Annotated in this window: 16 protein-coding genes; 5 read left to right on the top strand and 11 right to left on the bottom strand. The window is 64.3% G+C overall.

Going from position 1 to position 21099, the window contains the following annotated elements; all coding sequences use genetic code 11:
- Positions 1 to 11 precede the first annotated feature (11 nt).
- The gene (locus AC1ROW_RS20005; RefSeq protein ID WP_493021149.1) at positions 12 to 980 is read left to right on the top strand and encodes a 1-phosphofructokinase family hexose kinase; all 969 of its coding nucleotides are present in this window, start codon (positions 12 to 14) and stop codon (positions 978 to 980) included.
- Between the two features lie 30 nt (positions 981 to 1010).
- On the opposite strand, the gene AC1ROW_RS20000 is transcribed toward AC1ROW_RS20005, so the two are convergent.
- The 9 genes from AC1ROW_RS20000 to AC1ROW_RS19960 all read right to left on the bottom strand — a co-directional run bounded on the left by AC1ROW_RS20000 (position 1011) and on the right by AC1ROW_RS19960 (position 12541).
- On the bottom strand, positions 1011 to 1790 hold the full coding sequence (locus AC1ROW_RS20000; RefSeq protein ID WP_493021147.1) for a DeoR/GlpR family DNA-binding transcription regulator: 780 nt from the start codon (positions 1788 to 1790) through the stop codon (positions 1011 to 1013).
- A gap of 22 nt (positions 1791 to 1812) precedes the next feature.
- Positions 1813 to 3108, bottom strand: coding sequence for an FGGY-family carbohydrate kinase (locus tag AC1ROW_RS19995; protein ID WP_493021145.1), 1296 nt, complete (start codon positions 3106 to 3108; stop codon positions 1813 to 1815).
- Positions 3109 to 4266: 1158 nt separating this feature from the next.
- Entirely contained in the window at positions 4267 to 5157 is an 891-nt protein-coding gene (locus tag AC1ROW_RS19990; RefSeq protein ID WP_493021143.1) for a carbohydrate kinase family protein, read from the bottom strand.
- Positions 5154 to 6152: a LacI family DNA-binding transcriptional regulator gene (locus tag AC1ROW_RS19985; protein WP_493021141.1), complete on the bottom strand. Its 999-nt coding sequence runs from the start codon at positions 6150 to 6152 to the stop codon at positions 5154 to 5156. Before AC1ROW_RS19985 ends, AC1ROW_RS19990 begins: the two co-directional genes overlap by 4 nt.
- Positions 6152 to 8221 (bottom strand): glucosidase family protein, encoded by a 2070-nt coding sequence (locus tag AC1ROW_RS19980; RefSeq protein WP_493021139.1) that lies wholly within the window; start codon positions 8219 to 8221, stop codon positions 6152 to 6154. The genes AC1ROW_RS19985 and AC1ROW_RS19980 overlap by 1 nt, the downstream gene beginning before the upstream one ends.
- Before the next feature lie 32 nt (positions 8222 to 8253).
- Positions 8254 to 9060: a carbohydrate ABC transporter permease gene (locus AC1ROW_RS19975; protein ID WP_493021137.1), complete on the bottom strand. Its 807-nt coding sequence runs from the start codon at positions 9058 to 9060 to the stop codon at positions 8254 to 8256.
- A gap of 2 nt (positions 9061 to 9062) precedes the next feature.
- A complete protein-coding gene (locus tag AC1ROW_RS19970) occupies positions 9063 to 10007 on the bottom strand; it encodes a carbohydrate ABC transporter permease (protein ID WP_493021135.1) in 945 nt (314 codons plus the stop codon).
- Between the two features lie 52 nt (positions 10008 to 10059).
- The gene (locus tag AC1ROW_RS19965) at positions 10060 to 11319 is read right to left on the bottom strand and encodes an ABC transporter substrate-binding protein (RefSeq protein ID WP_493021133.1); all 1260 of its coding nucleotides are present in this window, start codon (positions 11317 to 11319) and stop codon (positions 10060 to 10062) included.
- A 46-nt stretch (positions 11320 to 11365) separates the two neighbouring features.
- Positions 11366 to 12541, bottom strand: a complete 1176-nt coding sequence (locus AC1ROW_RS19960; RefSeq protein WP_493021131.1) for a glycoside hydrolase family 172 protein — start codon at positions 12539 to 12541, stop codon at positions 11366 to 11368.
- Positions 12542 to 12844: 303 nt separating this feature from the next.
- Between AC1ROW_RS19960 and AC1ROW_RS19955 the strand changes: the two genes are divergently transcribed.
- Together AC1ROW_RS19955 and AC1ROW_RS19950 are read left to right on the top strand one after the other, a co-directional pair.
- The gene (locus AC1ROW_RS19955) at positions 12845 to 13219 is read left to right on the top strand and encodes a TetR family transcriptional regulator (RefSeq protein ID WP_493021129.1); all 375 of its coding nucleotides are present in this window, start codon (positions 12845 to 12847) and stop codon (positions 13217 to 13219) included.
- Positions 13220 to 13927: 708 nt separating this feature from the next.
- The gene (locus AC1ROW_RS19950) at positions 13928 to 15322 is read left to right on the top strand and encodes a ParB/RepB/Spo0J family partition protein (RefSeq protein ID WP_493021127.1); all 1395 of its coding nucleotides are present in this window, start codon (positions 13928 to 13930) and stop codon (positions 15320 to 15322) included.
- 51 nt (positions 15323 to 15373) lie between these two features.
- Here AC1ROW_RS19950 and AC1ROW_RS19945 read toward each other — a convergent pair whose 3' ends face one another.
- Positions 15374 to 15676: a hypothetical protein gene (locus AC1ROW_RS19945; protein WP_493021125.1), complete on the bottom strand. Its 303-nt coding sequence runs from the start codon at positions 15674 to 15676 to the stop codon at positions 15374 to 15376.
- A gap of 629 nt (positions 15677 to 16305) precedes the next feature.
- On the opposite strand from AC1ROW_RS19945, the gene AC1ROW_RS19940 reads away from it, so the two are divergent.
- Both AC1ROW_RS19940 and AC1ROW_RS19935 read left to right on the top strand, forming a co-directional pair.
- Complete coding sequence (locus AC1ROW_RS19940) at positions 16306 to 17322, top strand: ArdC-like ssDNA-binding domain-containing protein (RefSeq protein ID WP_493021123.1); 1017 nt, start codon at positions 16306 to 16308, stop codon at positions 17320 to 17322.
- Between the two features lie 622 nt (positions 17323 to 17944).
- The gene (locus AC1ROW_RS19935; RefSeq protein WP_493021121.1) at positions 17945 to 20665 is read left to right on the top strand and encodes an AAA family ATPase; all 2721 of its coding nucleotides are present in this window, start codon (positions 17945 to 17947) and stop codon (positions 20663 to 20665) included.
- A 10-nt stretch (positions 20666 to 20675) separates the two neighbouring features.
- On the opposite strand, the gene AC1ROW_RS19930 is transcribed toward AC1ROW_RS19935, so the two are convergent.
- Positions 20676 to 21077, bottom strand: a complete 402-nt coding sequence (locus tag AC1ROW_RS19930) for a hypothetical protein (protein WP_493021119.1) — start codon at positions 21075 to 21077, stop codon at positions 20676 to 20678.
- Between the last annotated feature and the right edge of the window lie 22 nt (positions 21078 to 21099).

The following is a 21099-nucleotide window of genomic DNA, read 5'->3' as shown; positions in this document are numbered from 1 at the left end:
AGCACAACACCGTGATCGTGACCGTCACTCCGGCTCCCGCCGTCGACTGGACGATCAACCTGCCGTCGCTCGAGTGGGAGGCGGTCAACCGGATGTCCGCCTCGGACCGCGAGCCCAGCGGGAAGGGGGTCAACATCTCGGTCGCTCTCGCGAGCGTCGGACGCCCGACCTTGGCGATATTCCCCGGCGGCGGCGACAGCGGCGCCTTCCTGAGCCGCGCGCTCACCGCGCTGCGCGTCGACCACGTCATGACCGCCTCCGACACGGACGTCCGCACCAACGTGACGCTGACCCTTTCCGACGGGAGGAGCACCAAGATCAACGAGCCGGGTGCCGCGCTCGGCCTGGGCGCCCTCGACCGGATGCGGCGGAGCGTCTCCGATGCCCTGCCGCGGGCGTCGGTCCTCGTGGTGGGCGGGAGCCTCCCGCCGGGCGTGGCCCCGGAGTTCGTCGCCGAGCTGGTGCGGATGGCGACCGACGCGGGCGTTCCCGCGGTCGTTGACTCGTCGCGGAGCGCGCTCGTTGCCGCCCTGTCGGCCAGGCCCGCCTTGATCAAGCCGAACGTCTACGAGCTCGCGGACCTCACGGGTCGCGAACTCCGCACGGTGGGCGACGTGGCGGACGCTGCCCACTCGACGCTGGACCGCGGCGCACGCGCACTCCTGGTGAGCCTCGGCGCCGACGGCGCCCTCTACGTCGACGGGGAGCGGATGCTTTTCGGGGCCGCGGCGCCAGCTCGGGTCGTAAACACCGTCGGCGCGGGCGACGCGCTGCTCGCTGGCTTCCTCAGTGGAGAGCCCGACGGGCTCGACGGGGACCCGGCGGAGCGGCTGGCCCGCGGCCTCGCCTGGGCAGCAGCGGCTGTCGCGCACCCGACGACCCAGTTCCCCGTACCGGGCGAGGGGCGATACCGGCTTGCAGTGGCCGCGGCAGACCCGTCCCGCACCCTCTCGGACCCAGGGATGCCCGGTCGGGCCTGAGTTGCGCAGCCGTGCAGCTGCGCCCGAGCTTCAGACCCGCTCGACCCCGACGCCCGCCTTGGCGAGCAGCTGCACGTAGTCCGGCTCGATCGCGCTGTCGGTGATGACCAGGTCGAGCTCGCCGATCTCGGCGGACTGCGCGGTGCTCACCCGACCGAACTTGCTGTGGTCGCAGAGCAGGATGCGCTTGCGTCCCGCCTCCACCATCGCGTGCTTGACCGCTGCCTCGGACGGGTCAGGGGTGGTCAGCCCGCGGTCGCTGATGGCGTTGGCGCCCAAGAAGGTGACATCGACGTTGATCTCGCGCAAAGCCCGGAGCGACCACTCCCCCACCTCTGCGAGCGTGTTCGTCCGCAGCCGCCCGCCGACGGTGTACACGCTCAGGCGTGGCCTGGTCAGCAGCTCCAGTGCTATGGGCAGGGAGTTGGTGAATACATTTAGCTCGCGGTCCTGGGGGAAAAGCTCCGCGAGCCGCATGGTTGTAGAGCCGGAGTCTAGGAGCACCGACCCGCGGTCCGGGAGGTGCGCGAGCGCTGCGCGGGCGATCCGCGTCTTTTCGCCGGCGAACTCGGTGCGGGAAGTGACTGCGGGCTCGAAAGAGAGCGACTCCGGCAGCACAGCCCCGCCGTGGATCCGGCGCAGGCGTCCGAGTCGCTCCAGCCGGATGAGGTCGCGGCGGAGGGTCTCGCCCGTCACTCCGAGCTCGCTAGCGAGCTCGGTCGCCTCCACCCGCTCCTGCTCGCGCAGCCGTGACAGGATGAGGTGGTAGCGCTGGTCCGCGTGTGTGGCGCCAGCCCGCTTCGTGGTCATCGCCCTCCCGATCGTCTGTGAGTCACTGTACTGGCGCGGCCGCCTGCCCGTCGGGCGGGAGCCGCCACGGCGCCTCCCCCGCCCACAGCGCGGCCGCCCGGCCGGCAAAGATCGCGGCGCCGCGGGCGCCGGCCTCGGCAACCTCAGGGCGGGTGAGCGCGCCGAGGCGGCTCCGCTTCGCCGCTATTAGCGCGGGGCTGTTGGACCATCCACCGGTCACGATCAGCGGGCCGCGCCCGCCGATCACCGCCGAGACGGCGTCATCGAGGGCGCCGACCTCGTCGGTCACTTCGGCGACAACGTCACGCCAGGCGCGCTCCGCCGCGGGGTTATGCCCGTCCTCCGCCTCAGCGAACCCCGTCAGCCCGAGTGCGTCGAGGACTGTGCCGAGGCGCAGTCCGCCCTCAGTCCCCGCGAGCACGCACCATCGCCCGGGGAGGGCGTGCCAACCCACGGTCGCGCCGACCCTGGTGAGTGCCAGTACACGGTCGCGGTCGCTGAGCGGCTCGACGGTCCGCACGAGCGCCTCAGCCGTGCCGCAGGAGTCGACCTGGTCGCCTGGAGTGGTAGCGCCCAGGCCGACCGCGGCGGCCTGGTGGTCGTGGCCGGCGATAGTTAGCACAGCTCCCTCCAGCCGGGGGTGGAATGAGCGATTGGCCGTGCCGACTGGGTCGCCGCAGCGCACGAGCGGGGGGAAGGTCGACTCCTCGATGCCGCTCCACGCTAGCGCCTCGGGCCACCAGCGGCGCTCGACGACGTCGAGCCACCCGGTTCGCGACGCGAGAGACTGCTCGGCGACGGGCTCCCCGCCGAGGGTGAAAGCGATCCATTCGGCGATGTTGAGCCGCAGCCGCGTCCTCGCCAGGTCGACTCCAGCGTCGCGTAACCAGCGGTACTTCGTGAGCGACCACTGCTGCCGGAAGGGCAGGCCGGTGGTCGCCGAGAAGGCGTCGGCGCCGATCGTCGCGGCCAAGTCTTCCAGCTGGGCGGTGTCGCGTTTGTCGTGCCAGGCGATGATCGGAAGGACGGGACGTCCGGCCGCGTCGAGCGCAACGGAAGACTCGGCCATGCTCGCGATGCCCACACCATGGACGCGGCCGAACGGGAGCTTGTCGAGCAGCCGGACGACGGCGTTCATGGCATGGTCGGCCAGTTCGGGGGCCGACAGCTCGGTGCCCCGCATGCCCCCGGCGAGCGTGGTCCGACGCCAGTCATAGGTGACACGCTCAACACTGACGACCGCGCCGTCGGTCGTGAAAGCGACCGCCTTGACGCCGCTGGTGCCGACGTCGAGACCGACAAGGAAGCCATCAGTCATGCGGCACGCCCTTGCTTCGGTTGGGCGAAGGGGCGCAGAATAGCGTGTCCTCGCACCCCCCGGTGAGCCCTTGAGCAAGATCACCCCGTCGTTGGGTACGACGGAGCACGAAGGGATCTTGACCCGGCGCCCTGTCGCTGGCGCTATTGCCCCCGGGCGAGCGATCGATCTCGCACCGGTAGACGGCGAAGTCCGCGGCGCGCACGGCCTGGACGCCAGCACACGTCAAGACGACGCCCTTCGTTTCGAGAGGCGGGATTCGGATAGTGATGTCGCGGATGATCAGATCTCCTGGGAGGTGGGGAGGATGACAAGGTCACGTATGTTCATGTGGCGCGGTCCGGTCAGCGTAAGGGACGGTGACGACAAGGCCTTCTCGATTGGACGCCGCCCCGGGCAGGGAGCACGCGGGCGTAGAGACCGCGCCGGCTTGCGCCAGCGACGATCGCGAACCAATTGGTGAAGCGACCTACGATAATTTCCCGTCCTCATTTCTCACGCTTGGCGACGCAAGATCGCCCCAATTGTGTCATAAAACACAACGAAATACATACAAATCCATATTAACCCAAACCAGCTGTGGTCCCCCAGCGGTCGGGGCGCCGGCGTCCGGGGTAGATGCGTCGGACCGTTCCCGGTGCGTAGAAACTCCGGCATGTCCCCGCGAGGTCGAGCAGCGCCCGCGCCGACTTCCGCCATAGTGGCGATCTGCAGCGCCGCCCTGGCGACGGTTCCAAGACGACCGAGGCCTGAGCGGCGTTTGCCTGTGGACCACCGAAATGTCTCAAGGCTCGTCCGTGCCCGGTGCTGTTCCAATGGCGTCGGGTCCGAGTTTCAGAGCACGATGCTGCTTCGAGCCGCCGCCCGCCTGCATCGTTCAACGCCCTAAGACAAAGCTCGCGAGGAGGCGGGTAAGGGGATCTAACGCCCGGCCATCACTCCTGGCGCAGTGATCGAATCTCGGCCGCCGGCCCGGCCGCGCGGCTTCGTTGCCTGCGCCTCCGGATGTGGTTGATCGATTTAAGTACCGGCCGCGACAAGAGGGCAGTTGCGCACAACGCGGGCCACAATGACATTCCGCTCATCCTTCGCTCCGTCGAGTCACGGCCACGCGGCTACGCCCTTCTGTGAATAGTTTCGGCGCCTGGTCGGGGGCGGTTAGCCCGCGACCTCTCCCAGCGTCGGCGGGTTCGCCCCTTCCCGACTGACAGTTATGGCGGCACATCGGATCGCGAATTCAGCGTGGCCGGCCAGATCGTCAACGGAAGCGGCCGCGAGCAGGTCGCGACTGTGAACACCAGCGTCGTTGAGGCTCGAGAGCAGCGCAGCCATGAAAGAGTCGCCAGCGCCGATCGTGTCCGCTACGCGGACGCGGGGGGCTGGCAGCCGAACCTGGCCGTCATGCGTGATCAGTTGTGCACCCTTATCGCCCTCGGTCACAAGAACGACCTTTGTGCGTCCCCGGAGCCACCGGGTCACCAGGTGGGGGTCATCAAGTAGCTCGAGGTCCTCACCACTCATCTTGATGATGTCCGCGTGTCCGGCCGCTCTGTCGATTGCGGCGCGCAGCCGTGGCCCGGAGCCGGTGATCGACGGACGAACGTTCGGGTCGAAGGAGACGACAGTTGAAGGTGGCAGGCCGGTAATCCAGTTGAGAACCTTCTCGGCTCCGGGCTCAAGCACTGCGCTGATTGAACCGAAATGTGCGATCGCTGGACGCCCCAACGGCTTCGCGTTCGGATTCCAGGTCATCTCGAAGCGGTAAGTTGCGCTGCCGTCGACGCCGATGGTGGCCTCCGCGACGGAGGTGGCTGAGTCATCGACAGAGCCTGGGGTCAGTTGGACGCCCGATGCGGCCAGATGCGTCCGGATCAAGTCGCCGTACGTGTCCTGCCCGATCGACGTCGCGAACTCCACTTCGACGCCAAGGCGCGCCATACCGAGCGCGACGTTCATCGGACTACCACCGGGCCAAGCGCGTGATGCACCTGCGGTGCGGGTGATGTCTACTAGCGACTCACCGAACACGGCCACCTGGGAGGCACTCATCGTTGACTCCTCTGTCCCGAATCAACCGCCGAGAACGTTGCGGTTAGATCAATCGCGCGGACCTCTCCGTCCGGGTTGGCCAGACGGCGCACCATCGCCTCAGCCGCGCGCCGACCCATTTCACCGACCGGCTCCTCGATCCATTCGTTTCCTAGATAAGGGATGTCGAGGTGGGTTGGGTCACGATACCCGAGGATCTCGATGTCACGGCCTTGCCAAAGGTCGGTGCGGGATTCGGCCACGAGCTGGTTGGTCAGCACATTGTTGCTGGCGACGATCGCGGTGCAGCCACGATCAATCAGGTTCTCAGCGGAGGGTCGGGCCGAATCGGTTATCGACTCGATGTAGCAGATGAGTTCGTCGTCCGGAGTCAGACCGTGTTCCTCGAGGGTTGCCTTGTAGGCGTGGACTCGCTGGGCGGTGGTCGTCAGGTGGCGCATGCTTGCCAGGAAGCCGATTCGCCGGTGGCCTCGCTGGATCAGGGTAGACACGCCGTCGTGGAGAGCCTGTGTGTTGTTGGTGGTGACGGTGTCGAAGAGGCCTTCTCCGACGCCCCGGTCGACCAGTACCACAGGGAAGTCCGGCGGAAGCGCCCCAAGGATCTCGCGACTGTCGTTGAGTGTCGAGACGAGAAGCACCCCGTCGACGACCCCGGAGGTCAGCATTCGAAGGCTGTCGATTTCGCGTATCGGGTTCTCGCGGGTGTTAGCCACGATGAGGCGGAAGCCATTGCTCTGCAACACGTCTTCGACCTCTTCGATGAGGGTGGCGAAGTAGCCGTTCGCGATGTCCGGGACGACGAACCCCACCGTGTCAAGCGATCCCGTCTTGAACTTGCGGGCCAGGATGTTCGGCGTGTATTGCAGCTCCTCAATGGCGGAGAGGACTTTTGCGCGGGTCTCCTCCTTGACGAACCGGGTGTCGTTGATGACATGCGAGACCGTTGCGACGGACACTCCGGCTAGTTGCGCGACCTTTTTTATGCTTCCAGCCACTAGCTGTCCCCCTCTTTCGTCATAGTGATGGTGACGACATGCCGGCCAGTGACGTTCGTGGCGACCTTGGGAATTGGTCGACCATCCATCATGATGCTTGCCTGTGTTCCGCTTCCACGGACCTCGATATCGAGGACAGCGTCACGATAGCGGAGGCCCTGAAGCGATAGGCCGTCAAACTCTGCCGAGACTGCGGGCCCGAAACTCATCCCATCCGTGTCGTAACGAATGCCCAGCACACCGGACAGGATGAGTGAAGCGAAACCGGCGGCGTGCCACAGTTGTCCTGGCCACCGCCAGGACTCACCGCTCAGTGCGTTGGTCACTTCGTAGTACGTCTTGTTTCTGATGACCGCCCGGACCTGCTGAGCAACGAGTTGGTGCACGAGAGCTGCGTCGCCCTCACGCGCCGCCGCTCGTGCGAAGCCGGCCTGCCAGCAGTACCAAACTGATCGAGAGAAGTGGTCGTCCGCGTCTCGATGCGGGTAGAGGACGATGCCGTATTCGGACATCGCGACCTCCCGCACTGCGCGTAGGACACTGCCGGTATGGGCATCAGCTTCAGGAGCGAGATGACCCCATACGGCCGCTTCCGCCCCGGAAGTCTCCCAGAGGCCGCGGCGATGCGCTGCGGTGCCGACGGGGCCGGAGGTGAAATACCCGAAATCGCTATTCCAGTACTGATTGGTGATTGCCCGACGCATGGTGTCGGCCCTTTGCGCCCACGTCGCACCGCGGGCGTCCTGGACGTGTGGGAGTGATGCCATCTTGGCGAGCGCCGCGTACGTCTGCATCGAGTAGATCTCGGTGCTCAAGGCATAGCCGCCCACTTCAGGCTCGTCGAAAAGATCGTTCGAAGTCGCTTGCGGTGCGCGAATGAGACTCCGGCTTTCATCGAAGCGCGCGTCAAGGTTTGCCGCTGTCGCTGCCAGCTCGGACCAGATCGCCGAAGGGAGCGATTCGTCTCCGGTTGCCAGGACGTAGTCCCAGACGGCAACAGCGGGCAGCGAGTCCCCGTCCGACCCGTTGTCGAAGCCTGCACCGGCTACATGAACCAGCGAGGCTCTGGCAACCTCCGGATCGAGGAGGTTGCCGGACCTGAGAGCGATGTGGCAGGTGTCGCGTCGCCAGGACCCGAACCCGAGACCGCTGCCTTGGAAGTACCCGGCTGACCACAGACCGGTCTCCCCGGGCAGGCTGAACTCTCCACTGGAGTTGCGCTGGAAAGTTTCCATCGCAAGCTCGAAGGCTGCGTCAACGGTTCGGAACCCCGTCGAGAGTCGAGGGAAGCGGCCGGGTTCGACTGAGGATCGCCACATCTCGACCCGATCAGCGACGCGGGTCATGTCACCGTAGCTGTTGTCGCGCCATTCGAACTCTTCGACTACACGCTGTGGCGAGACGATTGTCTGCCCGTCCGGAGCGAGGGCCGCGGCGTCGCCGTCTTCGAGATCACGCACGCTTGCGTCCGAGACGATGAAACTGTCCGACTGATAGAAACTCCGCCCTGGACCGCCGGTAGCCCTGGCCGCGTTCTCGTAAAGCCGGCTGCGCGGCTCGCGCAGCCCGAAGACTCGAGCGTCGACAAGTTGGGTACCTCCGCCGATCGTGATCCGCCCGGAGGTCGAAGGTGCTAGGGCGAGCCGGAACGCTGAGACATTCTCCGTGACGGGGGCTGCTGCCGCCTCTTTGCGTTCGGAGGCGCCCACCGGTACCTGGTGTGGTGTGCCGCCGTCAACGGCGAGGGCGGCGGAACCGCTTCGCAGCCAGAGGATCAGACTGATCGTCCCGCCTCCCGCTATCTGAGTCGTTTCTGCACCGTCGTGGAGGGTCCTGCCCTTAGCAGCGAGGCTCACTCCGCGAATGTCGACCTGAAGCGTGCCGTCTTCGGCCGGCTCGAATTCGATGTGCACTTCGTGCGCGTCCGCCGTCACATCGGATCGAGTCCCGTCCGGCGAGGTGAGCGTGATGTTGGGCCAGGTTCCGGGAATGGCGCGGAAGCGGAGGGGCAGCTCGTAGGTTCCATCCGCGTTGCGGAGTGCGCGGCGCTCCCAGGTGCGCGCCATCACGCCGGCCGCGGTCTCTTGCGTGCTGTGTGGTCTCATTTGATTCCGGTCGTGGCGATGCCCTCGCGCAAATAGCGCTGCAGGAAGACGAAGAGGATGAAAACGGGGATCACCGAAATCGCGGCCGAGGCGATGACGATGTTCCATGGGGTGTTGTATCCGGAGATCTGCCCGGCGAGGTATACCTGAACGGTCTCGAATGCCTTGTCCTGGTTCACGACTAGGGGCCAAAGGTAGTTGTTCCAGGTTCCGAGGAAGAAGGCTACGGTCAGGGGCACAATTACGGGGCGTGAGAGGGGAAGGACGATTCGCACGAAAGTCCTGAACCTTCCGCATCCGTCGAGCTCGGCTGCTTCGACGAGCTCCTGGGGGAAGTCTAGGTAGAACTGCCGGAAGAGGAAGATTCCGTATGCGTTGAACAGCAGCGGCAGAATCAGTCCGAGCATGCTGTTGGTGAGGTTCATCTGCCGAACGACGATGTAGAGCGGTACGAGGATCGTGGTCATTGGGATCATCAAGCTTCCCAAGATGATGACGAAGACCTGGTTCTTGAACGGGAAATTGAATCGCGCAAGCGCATAGCCTGCCATCGCATGGATGATCATCGCGACCACCGTGACCACTGTCGACACGATCAGCGAGTTCAGCAGAGCGTGTACCAGGTCCGGAGTGAACGCGGCGACGATGCTATCCAGGGTGAGGCCGGCTGCATTGAACGAGAGCGAGAAGACATCCGCCTTCGTCTTGAAGCTGCTGAGGAAGAGGATGACGATCGGGACGACCATCGCGACGGCGCCAATGGCAAGGATCGAACCGATGATCCACGTTCTGACTTTGTGCATGTTCAGCCTTCCAGGTTGCTTCGCCGCGAGATCCGCAGCTGCACCAACGAGATGACCACGAGGATGAGGAACATCACGACGGAGAGTGCGGAGCCGTACCCCATCTCCAGACGGTCGAACGACCGCTGGTAGATGTACAGGACCCCGACGCGGGTGGCATCGGCGGGGCCCCCACGGGTCATGACCAGGATGATGTCCAGGATTTGGAACGCCGCGATAGTGGAGGTGACGATGACGAAGATGGCGGTGGGGCGGATCAGCGGCAGCGTGATTCTCCAGAACGTGTGCCATCCTCCGGCGCCATCAAGTCGTGCGGCCTCGTTGATGCTCGCGGGTATCTCCTTGATCGCGGAGAAGAACAGAAGCGACGTGTAGCCGAGGTTGATCCAAATAACGACCACTGCGACGGAGATCATTGCCTGCCCGGGGGTGCCGATGTACTGCTGATTGGGTAGTCCGAGCAGGTTGAGGAAGGCGTTCAGGTACCCACGCTTCTCGTTATAGAGGAACAGCCACAGGGTGGATGCGATAACGGAGGTTACGGCGAATGGCAAGAGGTAGGCGGATCTCAGGAGGGAGGACGCCTTGCCGGTGAGCTTGGTCAAGGCGACGGCCAAGCCGAGCGCGAGCGCAAACAGGACAGGGACATAGATGAGGGCGAATTGCAGCGTCCTGAACATCGACAACCACCAGTCGGTGTCCCCAAGAAGCCGCTGATAATTCGCCAGCCCGACGAACTTCATCGGGGAGATCAGGTTCCAGTCGAAGAAGCTGATGAAGATCGCGAACGCAATGGGGAGCAGGACGAATACGGCGAGGCCGACGAAGTCGGGTGCGAGGAAAAGGACCGCGGCCATCGTCTCGCGCTGGCTGCGCGAGAGCTTTCGGGTCGCCGGCAAGATTCGCTCGGGCTTTGCCGCTTCGACGCGGCTCGTTGCATAATTCATGATTTTTGAGCGCCGCCGGTCGGCCGGTCGGACCGACCGGCGGCTGTCCTTATTAGTGGGCGGATTCGATCGCCGCTTGGGCCTTCTTGGCCGCTTCGGCTCCCGTGAGACCTCCGAAGCTCACATCCTGCAGCGCAGTGCGGAGCGCTTCGGTCACAGCTGCGGGGTAGCTGGGCTCCGGACGGGCACTGTTGTAGAACTTCGTGAAGTTCGCGCGGAGACCCTGGTTGAAGACATCCTTGTTGGCGTCAATCACGGACTGCCTGGCCGGGTAGGCGAACTTGGCGTCCGTAACCCAGCCGCTGGCGACCTTGATGTCGTCGCTTCCGAAGCCGGAGAAGATGAAGTCTGCCGCCTCCTTCACGTGCTTCGATGCGGCGTTGACTGCCAGCTTCTGGCCTCCGGCGACCGTGATGCTCTTCTTGCCGGACGGCGCGGGCAGCTCGAGCGCGCCGATGGACGCGCTCTTGTAGTCAGTCTCGGTCGCCTTGATGGCGTACGAGCCAGATTCCTGCATTGCCGCGCTTCCATTGGCGATATTGCCAACGTCCCAGGGGCCGACCTGCAGAGTTGACGGACTGACCTTGGCTTTCTGGAACGATCCCCAGAAGTCGAGCGCGTCCGCCATCTGCGGCGTGTCAACCGTGTACTTGCCCTTGCTGTTGGTGACGTCAGCGCCGGCCATCCACATGAACGGGTAGAAGTTGAACAGCGTATACGGGCTGTCCTCGACTGGCAGCACCAGTCCGAAGCGCTTGTCGGTGGTCAGTTTCTTGGCATCAGTCTTCAACTCGTCCCACGTCTTCGGAGGAGTGATTCCCTCAGAGGACAGGAGCTTCTGGTCATAGAAGAGGCCCAGCGTTTCGAGTTCGATGGGCAGCGCGAGCTCCTTGCCCTTGTACGTTGCCGATTTCAGCACTGAAGGCAGGATGTCCTTCTTGAGCTTGTCGCTGTAGTACGGGCTGAGATCAGCGAGCGCGCCCGATTCCGCGTACTTACTGAAGGTCGACGGTTCGACATACAGGATGTCCGGCGCCGTCCCGTTGGCCAACGCGGTCGGGATCAGCGTTGTCGTGTAATCGGTCTGGCTCACCACTTTGTGGTGGATCTGGACGTTCTTGTGGGAGGAGTTGTAGTCCTTCACCCACTTGTCGACGAACTTTCCTTCGGAGCCCTGGTAAAAGCTCCAGAATTCGAGCGTGACTTTGCCGGAGTCGCTCTGAGTCGAGCACCCCGCGGTGAACGCCATGACGGCGACTGAGGCTGCCAGTAGGGCGATGGCCCTGCGCAGCTTTGATTTGGTCGTATTCACGTTTATCTCCATTGATGCTCTGTGACGGTGCATTCGGCTCGCCGAGCTAGTTCGTGCTGATCTCGTTGTAGCTGGCCCGGACTTGCCGGGCCTGCTCGAGATTCCCGCGCTCGGCAGACGGGGTCCTTTGAGCGTTCTTCTCCAGCAGGACTGCACGCTTCTCCTGCTGGATCCGCCACCGCTCCTGATAGCTCTCTGCTGCGGCTCGCTGGTCGGCGTTGAGTTCCGGGCGAGGTGCGACCGGGCGCTGCCAGCTCTTCTTCGGTGCCGGCCGGTCATCTGCAGGCGGCACGCTGAGAGCCGACCCTGGCACGTCCTGGTACCAGTACGCCGTCGACGCCCAGCTGTCCGAAAGGTGGTTGGCGTGACCGTGCTCCATCGTGACCTTAATTGCGGTGTTGAACACGATCGGGTCGGTGACGTGGAACCGGTAAGACACCTGGTAGCCGCCGGTGTCCCCCTCGTGCAGGATGGTTCCGCTGTAGAGGGATGCGTTGCGCTGCATTCCCCACGCATGGTTGAAGTAGTCTTCGCTGCCAGTGCCGAGGATGGCCGGCTCGTCGAGGTCGTCGACGTAGATCACATCGTCCCCTTCGCCCCACCAGCTGCCCTGGAAGTGGGCGACGGAGAGGTTGCATCCGACGAAGTGGCCGCGGCCACGGATGTCGGCGATCACGTAGTTCTCGCTGTCGTCGTTCGGGACGGAGTTGACCTCGGGCGTGTTGACGGCGATGTCGTCACCCCACCCTGGGTTCGTGTTCGCGTAGGACCACGACGCGTGGAAATACGCGATGTCTTCGATGGCCTGGGGGTACATCTCGTAGTCGATGTGAAAGAAGACGCCGACGTGGAGGTCGTTCTCGTTGATGAGCTCGATCTTCGCAGCCCGGTTGAACGGCATGGTGAAGTAGGAGTTCATGGACGCAGTGCCGCCGAACGTGCCTTCTTCCTGCGGCCGCGAGGAAATGCTGAACGGCGCGGAATTGAACGATCCGGGCATCCCATGCCCGATGCAGAAGAAGTCTCCCAGGGGTACCAGCACGGCGGGCTGCGCGTCGTCCTCCCACGTGATTCGGATGAGAACTTTGCGATAGTAGTCCGGATCGTTGATCTCCCAGTTGACGCCGATGGCGTTCTCCATCTCGGTGACCGGCGCGACATCGGCGTGCAGTTCCGGAATCTGGGTGCTCGGCCCAATGACGCGGCGGCAGAAGGTGGTCATCCACATGTGCGTGATCGCGCCCGGGCCTTCGAGGTCGGCCAGAACGGCAGTGGTTCCGGGCGCGAGGAGCCAGTAGTCCTTGTTCCGACCGGACTGATCCCAGCTAGACGCCCTGCCTGAGCGCGCTTTCCGGAGGGTCGCAAGGCCGCTCAGCGTTGAGGTGGGTCCCGATGTGGTCAAGAGGTCGTCTCCTTGAGATAAACGATTACGTAAACGATTACTCCGTCACTTTAGGAAAGTTCCCCGGATTCTGTCAACTAGAGATTCAGACCCAAACCCCGAGCACCGTCTTGGCAATGCCCATTGCGCACGCCAACTTCGGCCAGGGACCCCAACCACGTCGCCCTCCTCGCGCAGCCGCATTTCGCATCGCACGGGTACGAGACCATCACTATGGACGAGATCGCCGAGCTCGCGGGCACCGGACGTCGCACACTCTTCCTCTACTTCCCGTCCAAGCCCAACCTCGTCTGGGGTGGGATGGAACCCGTCGTCGAGCGCATGCACCAGGTGCGCGACAGACCCTCCCCCGACGAGAGCACCCGCGACGTCATCGCCCGCGCCATCACCAAGTCGCTCGACCTCTCGCCGGACGCGATCGAGGCGACGCGGCTGCGACTGCGGCTCATGGCCCACCGACTCCGCGCTCATCGCGTTCGGAGTCGTACGACGCAGTGAAAACCGTGACCTGCTCGCCGGGTTCCTCAGCCGAAGGCAAGGGTCGCCCCCTCCGGCTTGCACGTTCGGGTCCTCTCCGACGCAATCAGCTCCGCGAACTTCTCAGCCCAGCCCTGGTGGGCCACCAACCGGGACGACGACAACCCGGCACGAACGGTGGTCGAGGCCTTGGACATTGTGTGGGATGCGCAGGCTTAACCCGCCGGGACGGGAAGCCACGCAATTAGCGCCGGTCACCGCGAGAGCTCAAGAGAGATCAGCCGAAGTCACCGTCACTGCCCGGACAGCGATAGCGAGCGCGTCCTCTAAATCCTGATAAGGGAAAGAAGCGGCCGCCTCTGGATCATGTTCTGATTCGTTCTAGCCATCCACTCCTAGGGCGACGCCTCTGAGTGCCTGGATCCGATCAACCCGATAGACGGAATGGGGTGCGACCGCCAGTGATAACCCTCAGGCGCGCGACGGAAGATGCCGCGGCCTGGATCCATCGTGGAGGCCGCCGGCGGAGGCTGCTTGCTGGGTTGTCCGTCTGCCTGGCCGGTCGATCGTAGTTCGCTCCCGCGGGCTGCATTCCGGACTTCGCGGCATATCCTCCCTCGCTCACGCTCGCTGCGGTATTCCACGACCCGGCACTACGCACCGCTGCCGCTCCCCCTCGATCCCCTTGCCAGACAGGCGAACAAGAACAGTTGAAGGGATCACCAAACCATGAGCGAGAACACCACCCCAGCCGGGACCATCGAACACCTCGACCCACACACCCTCACCATCGAGGACAACGTCCGACCCTCCGCACCCATCACCGCCGCGTTCGTGCAGTCCATCAAGGAGAACGGGGTCCTCACCCCGGTCCTCGGCCACCGGCGTGACGACGGCACCGTCACCGTCCGCGCCGGACAGCGCCGCGTCTACGCCGCCCGCGAAGCAGGGCTGACTAGCATCCCCGTCTACCTCGTGGAGGCGGACGGTGTGACGGCGGAGCGGATCGTGCAGCAGATGGTCGAGAACGACCAGCGCGAAGCCCTCACCGACGGCGACCGGGCCGCCGCGTTCCAGCAACTCGCGTTCGAAGGCCTCTCGGTCACCGCCATCGCCCGCCGCACCGGCACCAAGCAGAAAGAGGTCAAGACCGCCCTCGCGGTCACCGAGAACCCGGTGGCAGCGTCCGCGATTCAGGAGCATCAGCTGACCTTGGATCAGGCGGCGGTGCTGATCGAGTTCGACGGCGACGACGAGATCCGCGCCAGCCTGATCCAGGTCGCCACCACCGATCCGGCCCAGTTCGCGCACGCGGCCCAGCGGGCACGCGACGAGAAGGCCCGCGCAAGAACCAAGGCCGACACCGAAGCCGAGCTGATCGCACGCGGGTACACGATCCTCGACACCGACCCCGGCTACTACGACACCGAGTACACCCGGATCAGCGAACTCCTCACCGCCGACGACCATCGCGTCACCGTCGAACTGATCGAGAACATCGACGGACGCGCCGCCCACGTCCGCGTCTACGCGGACGGCGACGCCAACATCAGCTACTTCATCCACGACGCGAAGGCGGCCGGCTTCCACACGTACGGTGGCAGCCAGCCCAAGGGCGGTCCGATGACGGATGAGCAGAAGGCGGAACGGCGCACCTTGATCGCCAACAACAGGGCGTGGGCATCCGCTGAGGTCGTGCGCCGCGAATGGCTTGGCACATTCCTCTCCCGCAAAACGCTGCCGAAGGATGCCGCCGTCGTGATCGCCAAGGGCCTCACCATCCACCGCCACGCGGTCAGCTCAGCGACAAGGGACGACAATCAGCTCGCCCATCAGCTGCTCGGCCTCGACCCCTCCGGCTACTTCGACGCCGACAAGGTCGCCGCGCTCATCGAGCAAACTCCAGCCAAGGCGCAACACGTCACCCTCGCCATCGTGCTCGGAGCCTGCGAATCCGTCACCAGCAAGCAGACCTGGCGCTCCCCCTCCCCCACCGACGCCGACTACCTCACCCAGCTGGCCATTTGGGGTTACAGCCTCAGCAACGTTGAGCGGATCGTGACCGGCGACGAGCAGCCCGAAACTGCGGGCAGCGCGGACGACAATCCAGGCGACCCGGAGTAAGACCAGCGACAGCGGTCCGGTCAGAACGACCGGACCGCTGTCGGGGTCGGGTCAGGACAGCTCCCGCTCCGCAACTCCAACAGACGCCAGTCCCAGAAGCGGACCGCCCCGCTGGACCACCCGGTTGAACGCCAGGAACGGCACGCACGCGGTCTCCGCCGTGAGCGCGGCGATCCAGCCGATCGGCGTGCGCGGGTCTGCGGCGATCGCCCACCCATCCGCCGCGTACCGGCTCACCGTCTCCACACACTCCCGCTTCTCCTGGGCTGTGGGGGTGGCCGACCCGACCACCCCGATGAGTCCGCCCCGCAGTTCCGGACCCATGTTGCTCGTATCGATGATGAATACCCGCATGTCGCTCACTCCCCTGCGTCAACAGTTTTTGTTGCCTTTCCGGCGGAGAGATCGAGAGCGAGTGGGAAGGCCGCAGTGCCGGGACCGTGGAATACCGGAGGGAGCGCAGCGAGTGAGGATATGCCGCGAAAGCCCGGCACGGAGAACCGGGAACGAGCTACGATCGGCCGGCGGAAAGACAAACAAAGAGCAAGCGCAGCGCCGCTGGCAGGCGGCTCCCCCGCAGGGGTTCGTGTTGACGCACGTCACCGATCCAGTCGATCTCCGTCGCCCGCGACCGACTTATCTCTCGCGAGATCGGCTGGCGCGCAGCTATACGACTGAATCCGTTTCGGCTATCCGACCTAACGCCCTCTGATCGAGCCCAGTCCGACTTGCTGGATCGCGTGCAACGAACCGTGTCCGGTTGCACCGGAACAGGCAACCGGCCACACTCTGGTGACTTCTCGAGCTGCGCGCCGGCTTAGTGCCGACCTGCGAGGGAGCCCGCGTCCTCCCTCGCGATCCTTCCCGGGCCTCCCGATCGGTCGGCGCCGTCGACGGAGCGCCGGTGTCCGAGCGCTTGCGGCGCGGCATACATCTTTGCCGATTTCGCTCCGAGAGCATACGCACGCCCGCCCCTCCGACCGATGAACCCGCCGCCCGGCGCCGACCTCTGGCTGGGGAAGGTGCTCCGCACCTGCGATTCCCAGCTCGAGCAGGCAGGGGCCGTCGGAACCCCCGCCCTCCGGGCCAGCCGCACAACGGCGCACAGCGCCGAAATCGGCGAAAGAACGATGAGGGAGGTAGAGATCATGGGCGGCAAGACCAACACCCGGACCACGAACGAACGAGAGGCAGAGGCGGAGGCACTCCACGCGTCGATCGTGGTGCAAGTGCAGCAGCTCGCCGACAGCGGCCAGTGGCGGGCCTTTCTCGAGTTCGCCCGCTCCTTCCACAACTACAGCCTTAACAACCTGCTTCTAATTCTCGCCCAGAACCCGGACGCGACGATGGTCGCCGGATTCCGCCAGTGGCAAGCCAAGGGACGGCAGGTGCGCAAAGGCGAGAAGTCGATCAAGATCTTCGGCTACCGAGAGAAGAAGACCGACCGCGGCAAAGACGTATCCGACGACGAGCGCGTCATCCGGTACTTTCCGACACTGTCGGTTTTCGACATCGCCCAGACCGAACCGGTTGAAGGTGCCAACCCGCTGCCGGAGAACCCGACCCGCCGCCTTGCCGGCGACGACGACTATGGCGTCATCGCGCCACTTACCGCGCACCTCGAGTCACACGGATGGAGCGTTCGCCGCGCACCGCTCAGCACCGCCAGCGGATACACCGATCCTGATTCCCACCGAGTCACATTGGCGGAAAACCTCGCTATCCAGCAAGCGGCGAAGACCCTCATTCACGAGACCGCGCACATCGAGCTCCGCCACGTCGACGACGTCGACGAATACCGGACCCACCGCGGACGGATGGAAGTCGAAGCCGAATCAGTCGCCTACATCGTCGCCGGACTGATCGGATTCGACACCAGCTCGTACAGCATCGGCTACATCACCGGATGGGCAGACGAAGACGTCACAGTCATCCGCGACACGGCGGCACGCGTTCTCAAGATCGCCCACGCCCTAGTCGAGATCATTACTCAGCAGTAGCCGCCGCAGCGAAAGAGCCCCGATTCAGCCACTACTGAATCGGGGCTCTTTGCGTCTTGCGCCCCACTACTGGGGCTGCTGAGACTGAGGACGAAATCGTAACCTCGCCGTGTGGCGAAACGACGCGGCAGCAGTGGAGACCTGATAAAGCTGTGGCTGATCACGCTCTTCGTCTTCGGCTGCTGCATCTGGGTTCTCTCCCAATCCACCGTTGACTGCCAAGTTCAGGCCGGAACGCTGAATACGGGTCGCTGCATCGGAACCTCAATCGCGCACGGACTCGCGCCCTATTTGCCGTGGGTCATGGTCGGGCTCGGCGGTCTCACGCTACTCGCTACGCTGCGGTTCCTTCTGCGCCGGCGATAGTCGGGGCGGGCGACGCGTTGGTTAAGAGCTGGCCAAAGATCAACCACCAAATGAGACAGAACTAGACCACGACGCCAAATGATCAACGAGCCAAGGCACGACGAGCCAAGGCACGACAGCGCAAAGCACGACCGAGTGAGCCAACGCAAAGAGCAGAGGCTGAAGAGCTAATGCACGTAGGCACTCTTCGAGATGTGCGCGCGCGATGCGCGCCAAAAGGCGCGCGCAACCGGAAGTTCTAAGTGTGAGAGGTGGAGTGGCGCGCTGGAAGCGCGGGCAGGCAGCCCAAGGGGTCAAGCAGGCGGTGCACTACGCCTTCGGCGGGGTCTGCGACGCGACCCTGACTGCCAAGACCGCCGACGGTGCACTGGCCGCAGCCGGCTACGCGGACGCGGTGATGACCCGCTACATCGTCGAGAATGGTGCCATCCGTGATGACCTGCTCACCCGCTCCCAGCTTAAGGATTGGGTCGACGGTGTCGACCCGCTCACCGGTGAGCGCCGGGGGCGAGACCTCGAGTCGCCGGTGGCGGATCTGATTCTGGATGCGACGATCAACGCACCAAAGTCGTTCTCGATCGCAGCGATGCTGGACCCCGAGTTGGCGGAGGCGTACGAGGACCTGCAGGACCGGTTGCGAGATCGGATCATCAAGCTGTGGCAGACCGAGCTCAACGCGCGACGCGGGAAGCAAGGAGCCATCCGGGAGAACCTGGCTCGCATCGAAGTCGTCGAGCTGCGACACGAACGGTCCCGCTCGTTGGACCCGCACAAGCACCGCCACCTCTGGCTGAACGTCAAGGTCCAAGGGATCGACGGGAAGTGGTCGAATGTCGACACTCGCGTCGCTCTCCGGTTCCAGAATGTCGTAAACGCCGAAGGCGACCTCGCTTCCAGGACCGACCCTGCATGGATCGCGGCGCTGACTTCTAAGGGCTTCAACCTGAATTCGGATGGGGAGATCGCGCAGCTGCAGCATCTGGTGCGGCCCCTGTCGAAGCGCTCCGCGCAGATCGAAGCGAACAAGGCTGCACATCTCCGGCAGTGGATGGAGCAACACCCCGGTGAGGAGCCTTCTGCCACTGTGCTGACTCAGATCGATCATTGGGCGTGGGCGGCTGGCCGGCCGAACAAGCCCGGCCCGTTGAACGAGGAGGATTGGACGTCCATAGTGATGGCCGAGCTTCTGCATGCAGATCCGCATCTCGCCCGACCGCGGACCGCGGTCGGAGCATCTTCGGTTGTTATCGAGGACCTCGACCTTGAGTTGCTGGCCGCGACGGCGATTTTCGATGCCGACGCCCGATCCACCGGCACAGGAGGTCGATTCAGCGACATGGACGTCCGCGCGGGCGCAATCCGAGCAATCTCCGCGTCTGGCGTCGTGGACGATCGGACTCAACTCGTTGCAGTCATCGACGAAGTATGTTCCCTCGCGATCCGGACGCACACAGTCACCCTCTTGTCCGAGCCGGACGTCCCTGCGCACATCAAACGGCGAATGGCGACCTCGACAGCGACTCTCAAGGCCACCCTCGCGCTGAGGGCCGACTCGCTTGCTTCACCAGGCGAGGTACTTCCTCTTAGTGAGATCACGGCAGTTGCGATTGCGGTTGAACCGAAGCGCGCTCTGGATCAGGGCCAAGCAAGCGGCGCCTCATCGATTGCGGGCACGGACCGAATCGTCGCGGTCTCGGGCGCAGCTGGGACGGGCAAGACGACAATGCTCAAGGTGGCCGGAGCGGCGCTTCGACATCGAGGTCGGAACATGATCATTGTCGCTCCGACGAAAAAGGCCTCCGCTGTCGCAGGCCGCGAAGCCGAGAGCGCGTCCTCGTCGCTCCATCAGCTGCTGCACGACTACGGCTGGCGGTGGAGCATCAATGGAGCCGGCGCGACCGAGTGGTCGCGCTTGCGCATCGGCGAGATAGATCCAACGACCCGGACTCAGTACACCGGGCCTCGTATTGGTATTCGGGCTGGTGACCGAATCGTCGTCGACGAAGCCGGCATGCTCGACCTCGAAGCCGCGAACGCGCTTCTAGACATCGTCGACCGAACCGGGGCAAGTGTCGCCCTTGTCGGGGACCAGTATCAAGCTCTCCCTGTCGGTCATTCGGGTGCGATGGCTCTCTTCTGGCGTCGTGCGACTCGGCAGGTCGAGCTTGACACCATCCACCGGTTCAAGGATCCTGCCTGGGCAGAATTGAGTCTCAGGCTGCGCAACCCTGACCACCGCGAGGCTACGGAAGTTGCGGATGAGCTTGTCCGAAGTGGCCACGTCCTATTCGCCGACAACGACGTGGCCGCGCGGAATGCGATGGTCGCAGCGTGGTTCGATGCAGCCCGGACACGACAGACGATTGCGCTGGTCACGGCGACGCACGAAGAGGCTCAAACCGTGAGCGAGGAGATCCAGAGTCGCCGCATCGCAGACGGATCGGTCGACGCAAATAGCGGAACGTGCGGACGCGATGGGCAACCGATATTCGTCGGAGACGTGGTCCAGACTCGCCGGAATGACCGCGAAACGGACGTCCAGAATCGCCAGAACTGGGTAGTCGAGCGCGTAACAGCCGATCACGTAATGCTCGCGTCGGACAGGGACTCCACCGATCTGCGAAGAATCACGCACGAGTACGCCAACTCGCATCTCCATTTGGCATATGCAACGACCGTCTACGGTGTTCAGGGAGAGACGACGGACTTGTCCTTCGTCGGTTCCGGGGTCGATGCTTCGGGACTCTACGTCGGTCTCACCCGCGGCAAGCAGAACAACATCGCAGCAGTCGTTGCCGCGAACCGGGCCGCAGCGATGGCGGAGCTCGTGGAGACGATGCAGCGACACCTCGTGGAGGAGACCGTCGAAATGTCGCGTGCAGCCGCACTGACCGAACTGCGTCGCGCAGCCCGAGCTGAAAGCGACCCCGCGCCTGTGAGCATTTCTAACAACATCAGAGGTCCGGCTTTGCACTGAGCTTCTTTTGCTAGACGGCAGATAGTCCGTTCCCACGAACTAGCCGCCCAACCCGGTTCGCACCATCGAGATTGCCCCCCTGCGCATCGAATCGAAGGAGTGCCAAGCCGACTTCATCTGCCCGGTCTTGAGTCTCCGGCAGCACACCGCCAGACAAGAAGACCAAGGGGTACCGCCCGTCGCCGGCAGCAATCGCAGCCGCTCGCTCGACGACCTCGAGGCCAAGATTGCCGCGTCGGTTCTCCACCCAGGCCAGGAAGCGGTTGCTGTAGAGATCACACACTCGAGGAACCGACTCGGAGGCGGCAACAACGTCGACCGCGCCGAGATAGACCATCCAGTCCTTGCACAGTTCAACAGCCTCTTTGTCGGAGGCTCTCCAGACCCGCGGCTGCGGCGGTGCTACTCGCATAGGAACAGTTTCCACCCCACCA

The sequence above is a fragment of the Leifsonia sp. GW821-FHT13C09 genome (assembly GCF_058806435.1).
Note: the sequence above shows the minus strand (reverse complement) of the source record. Positions and strands in the feature narration are given on the sequence as shown.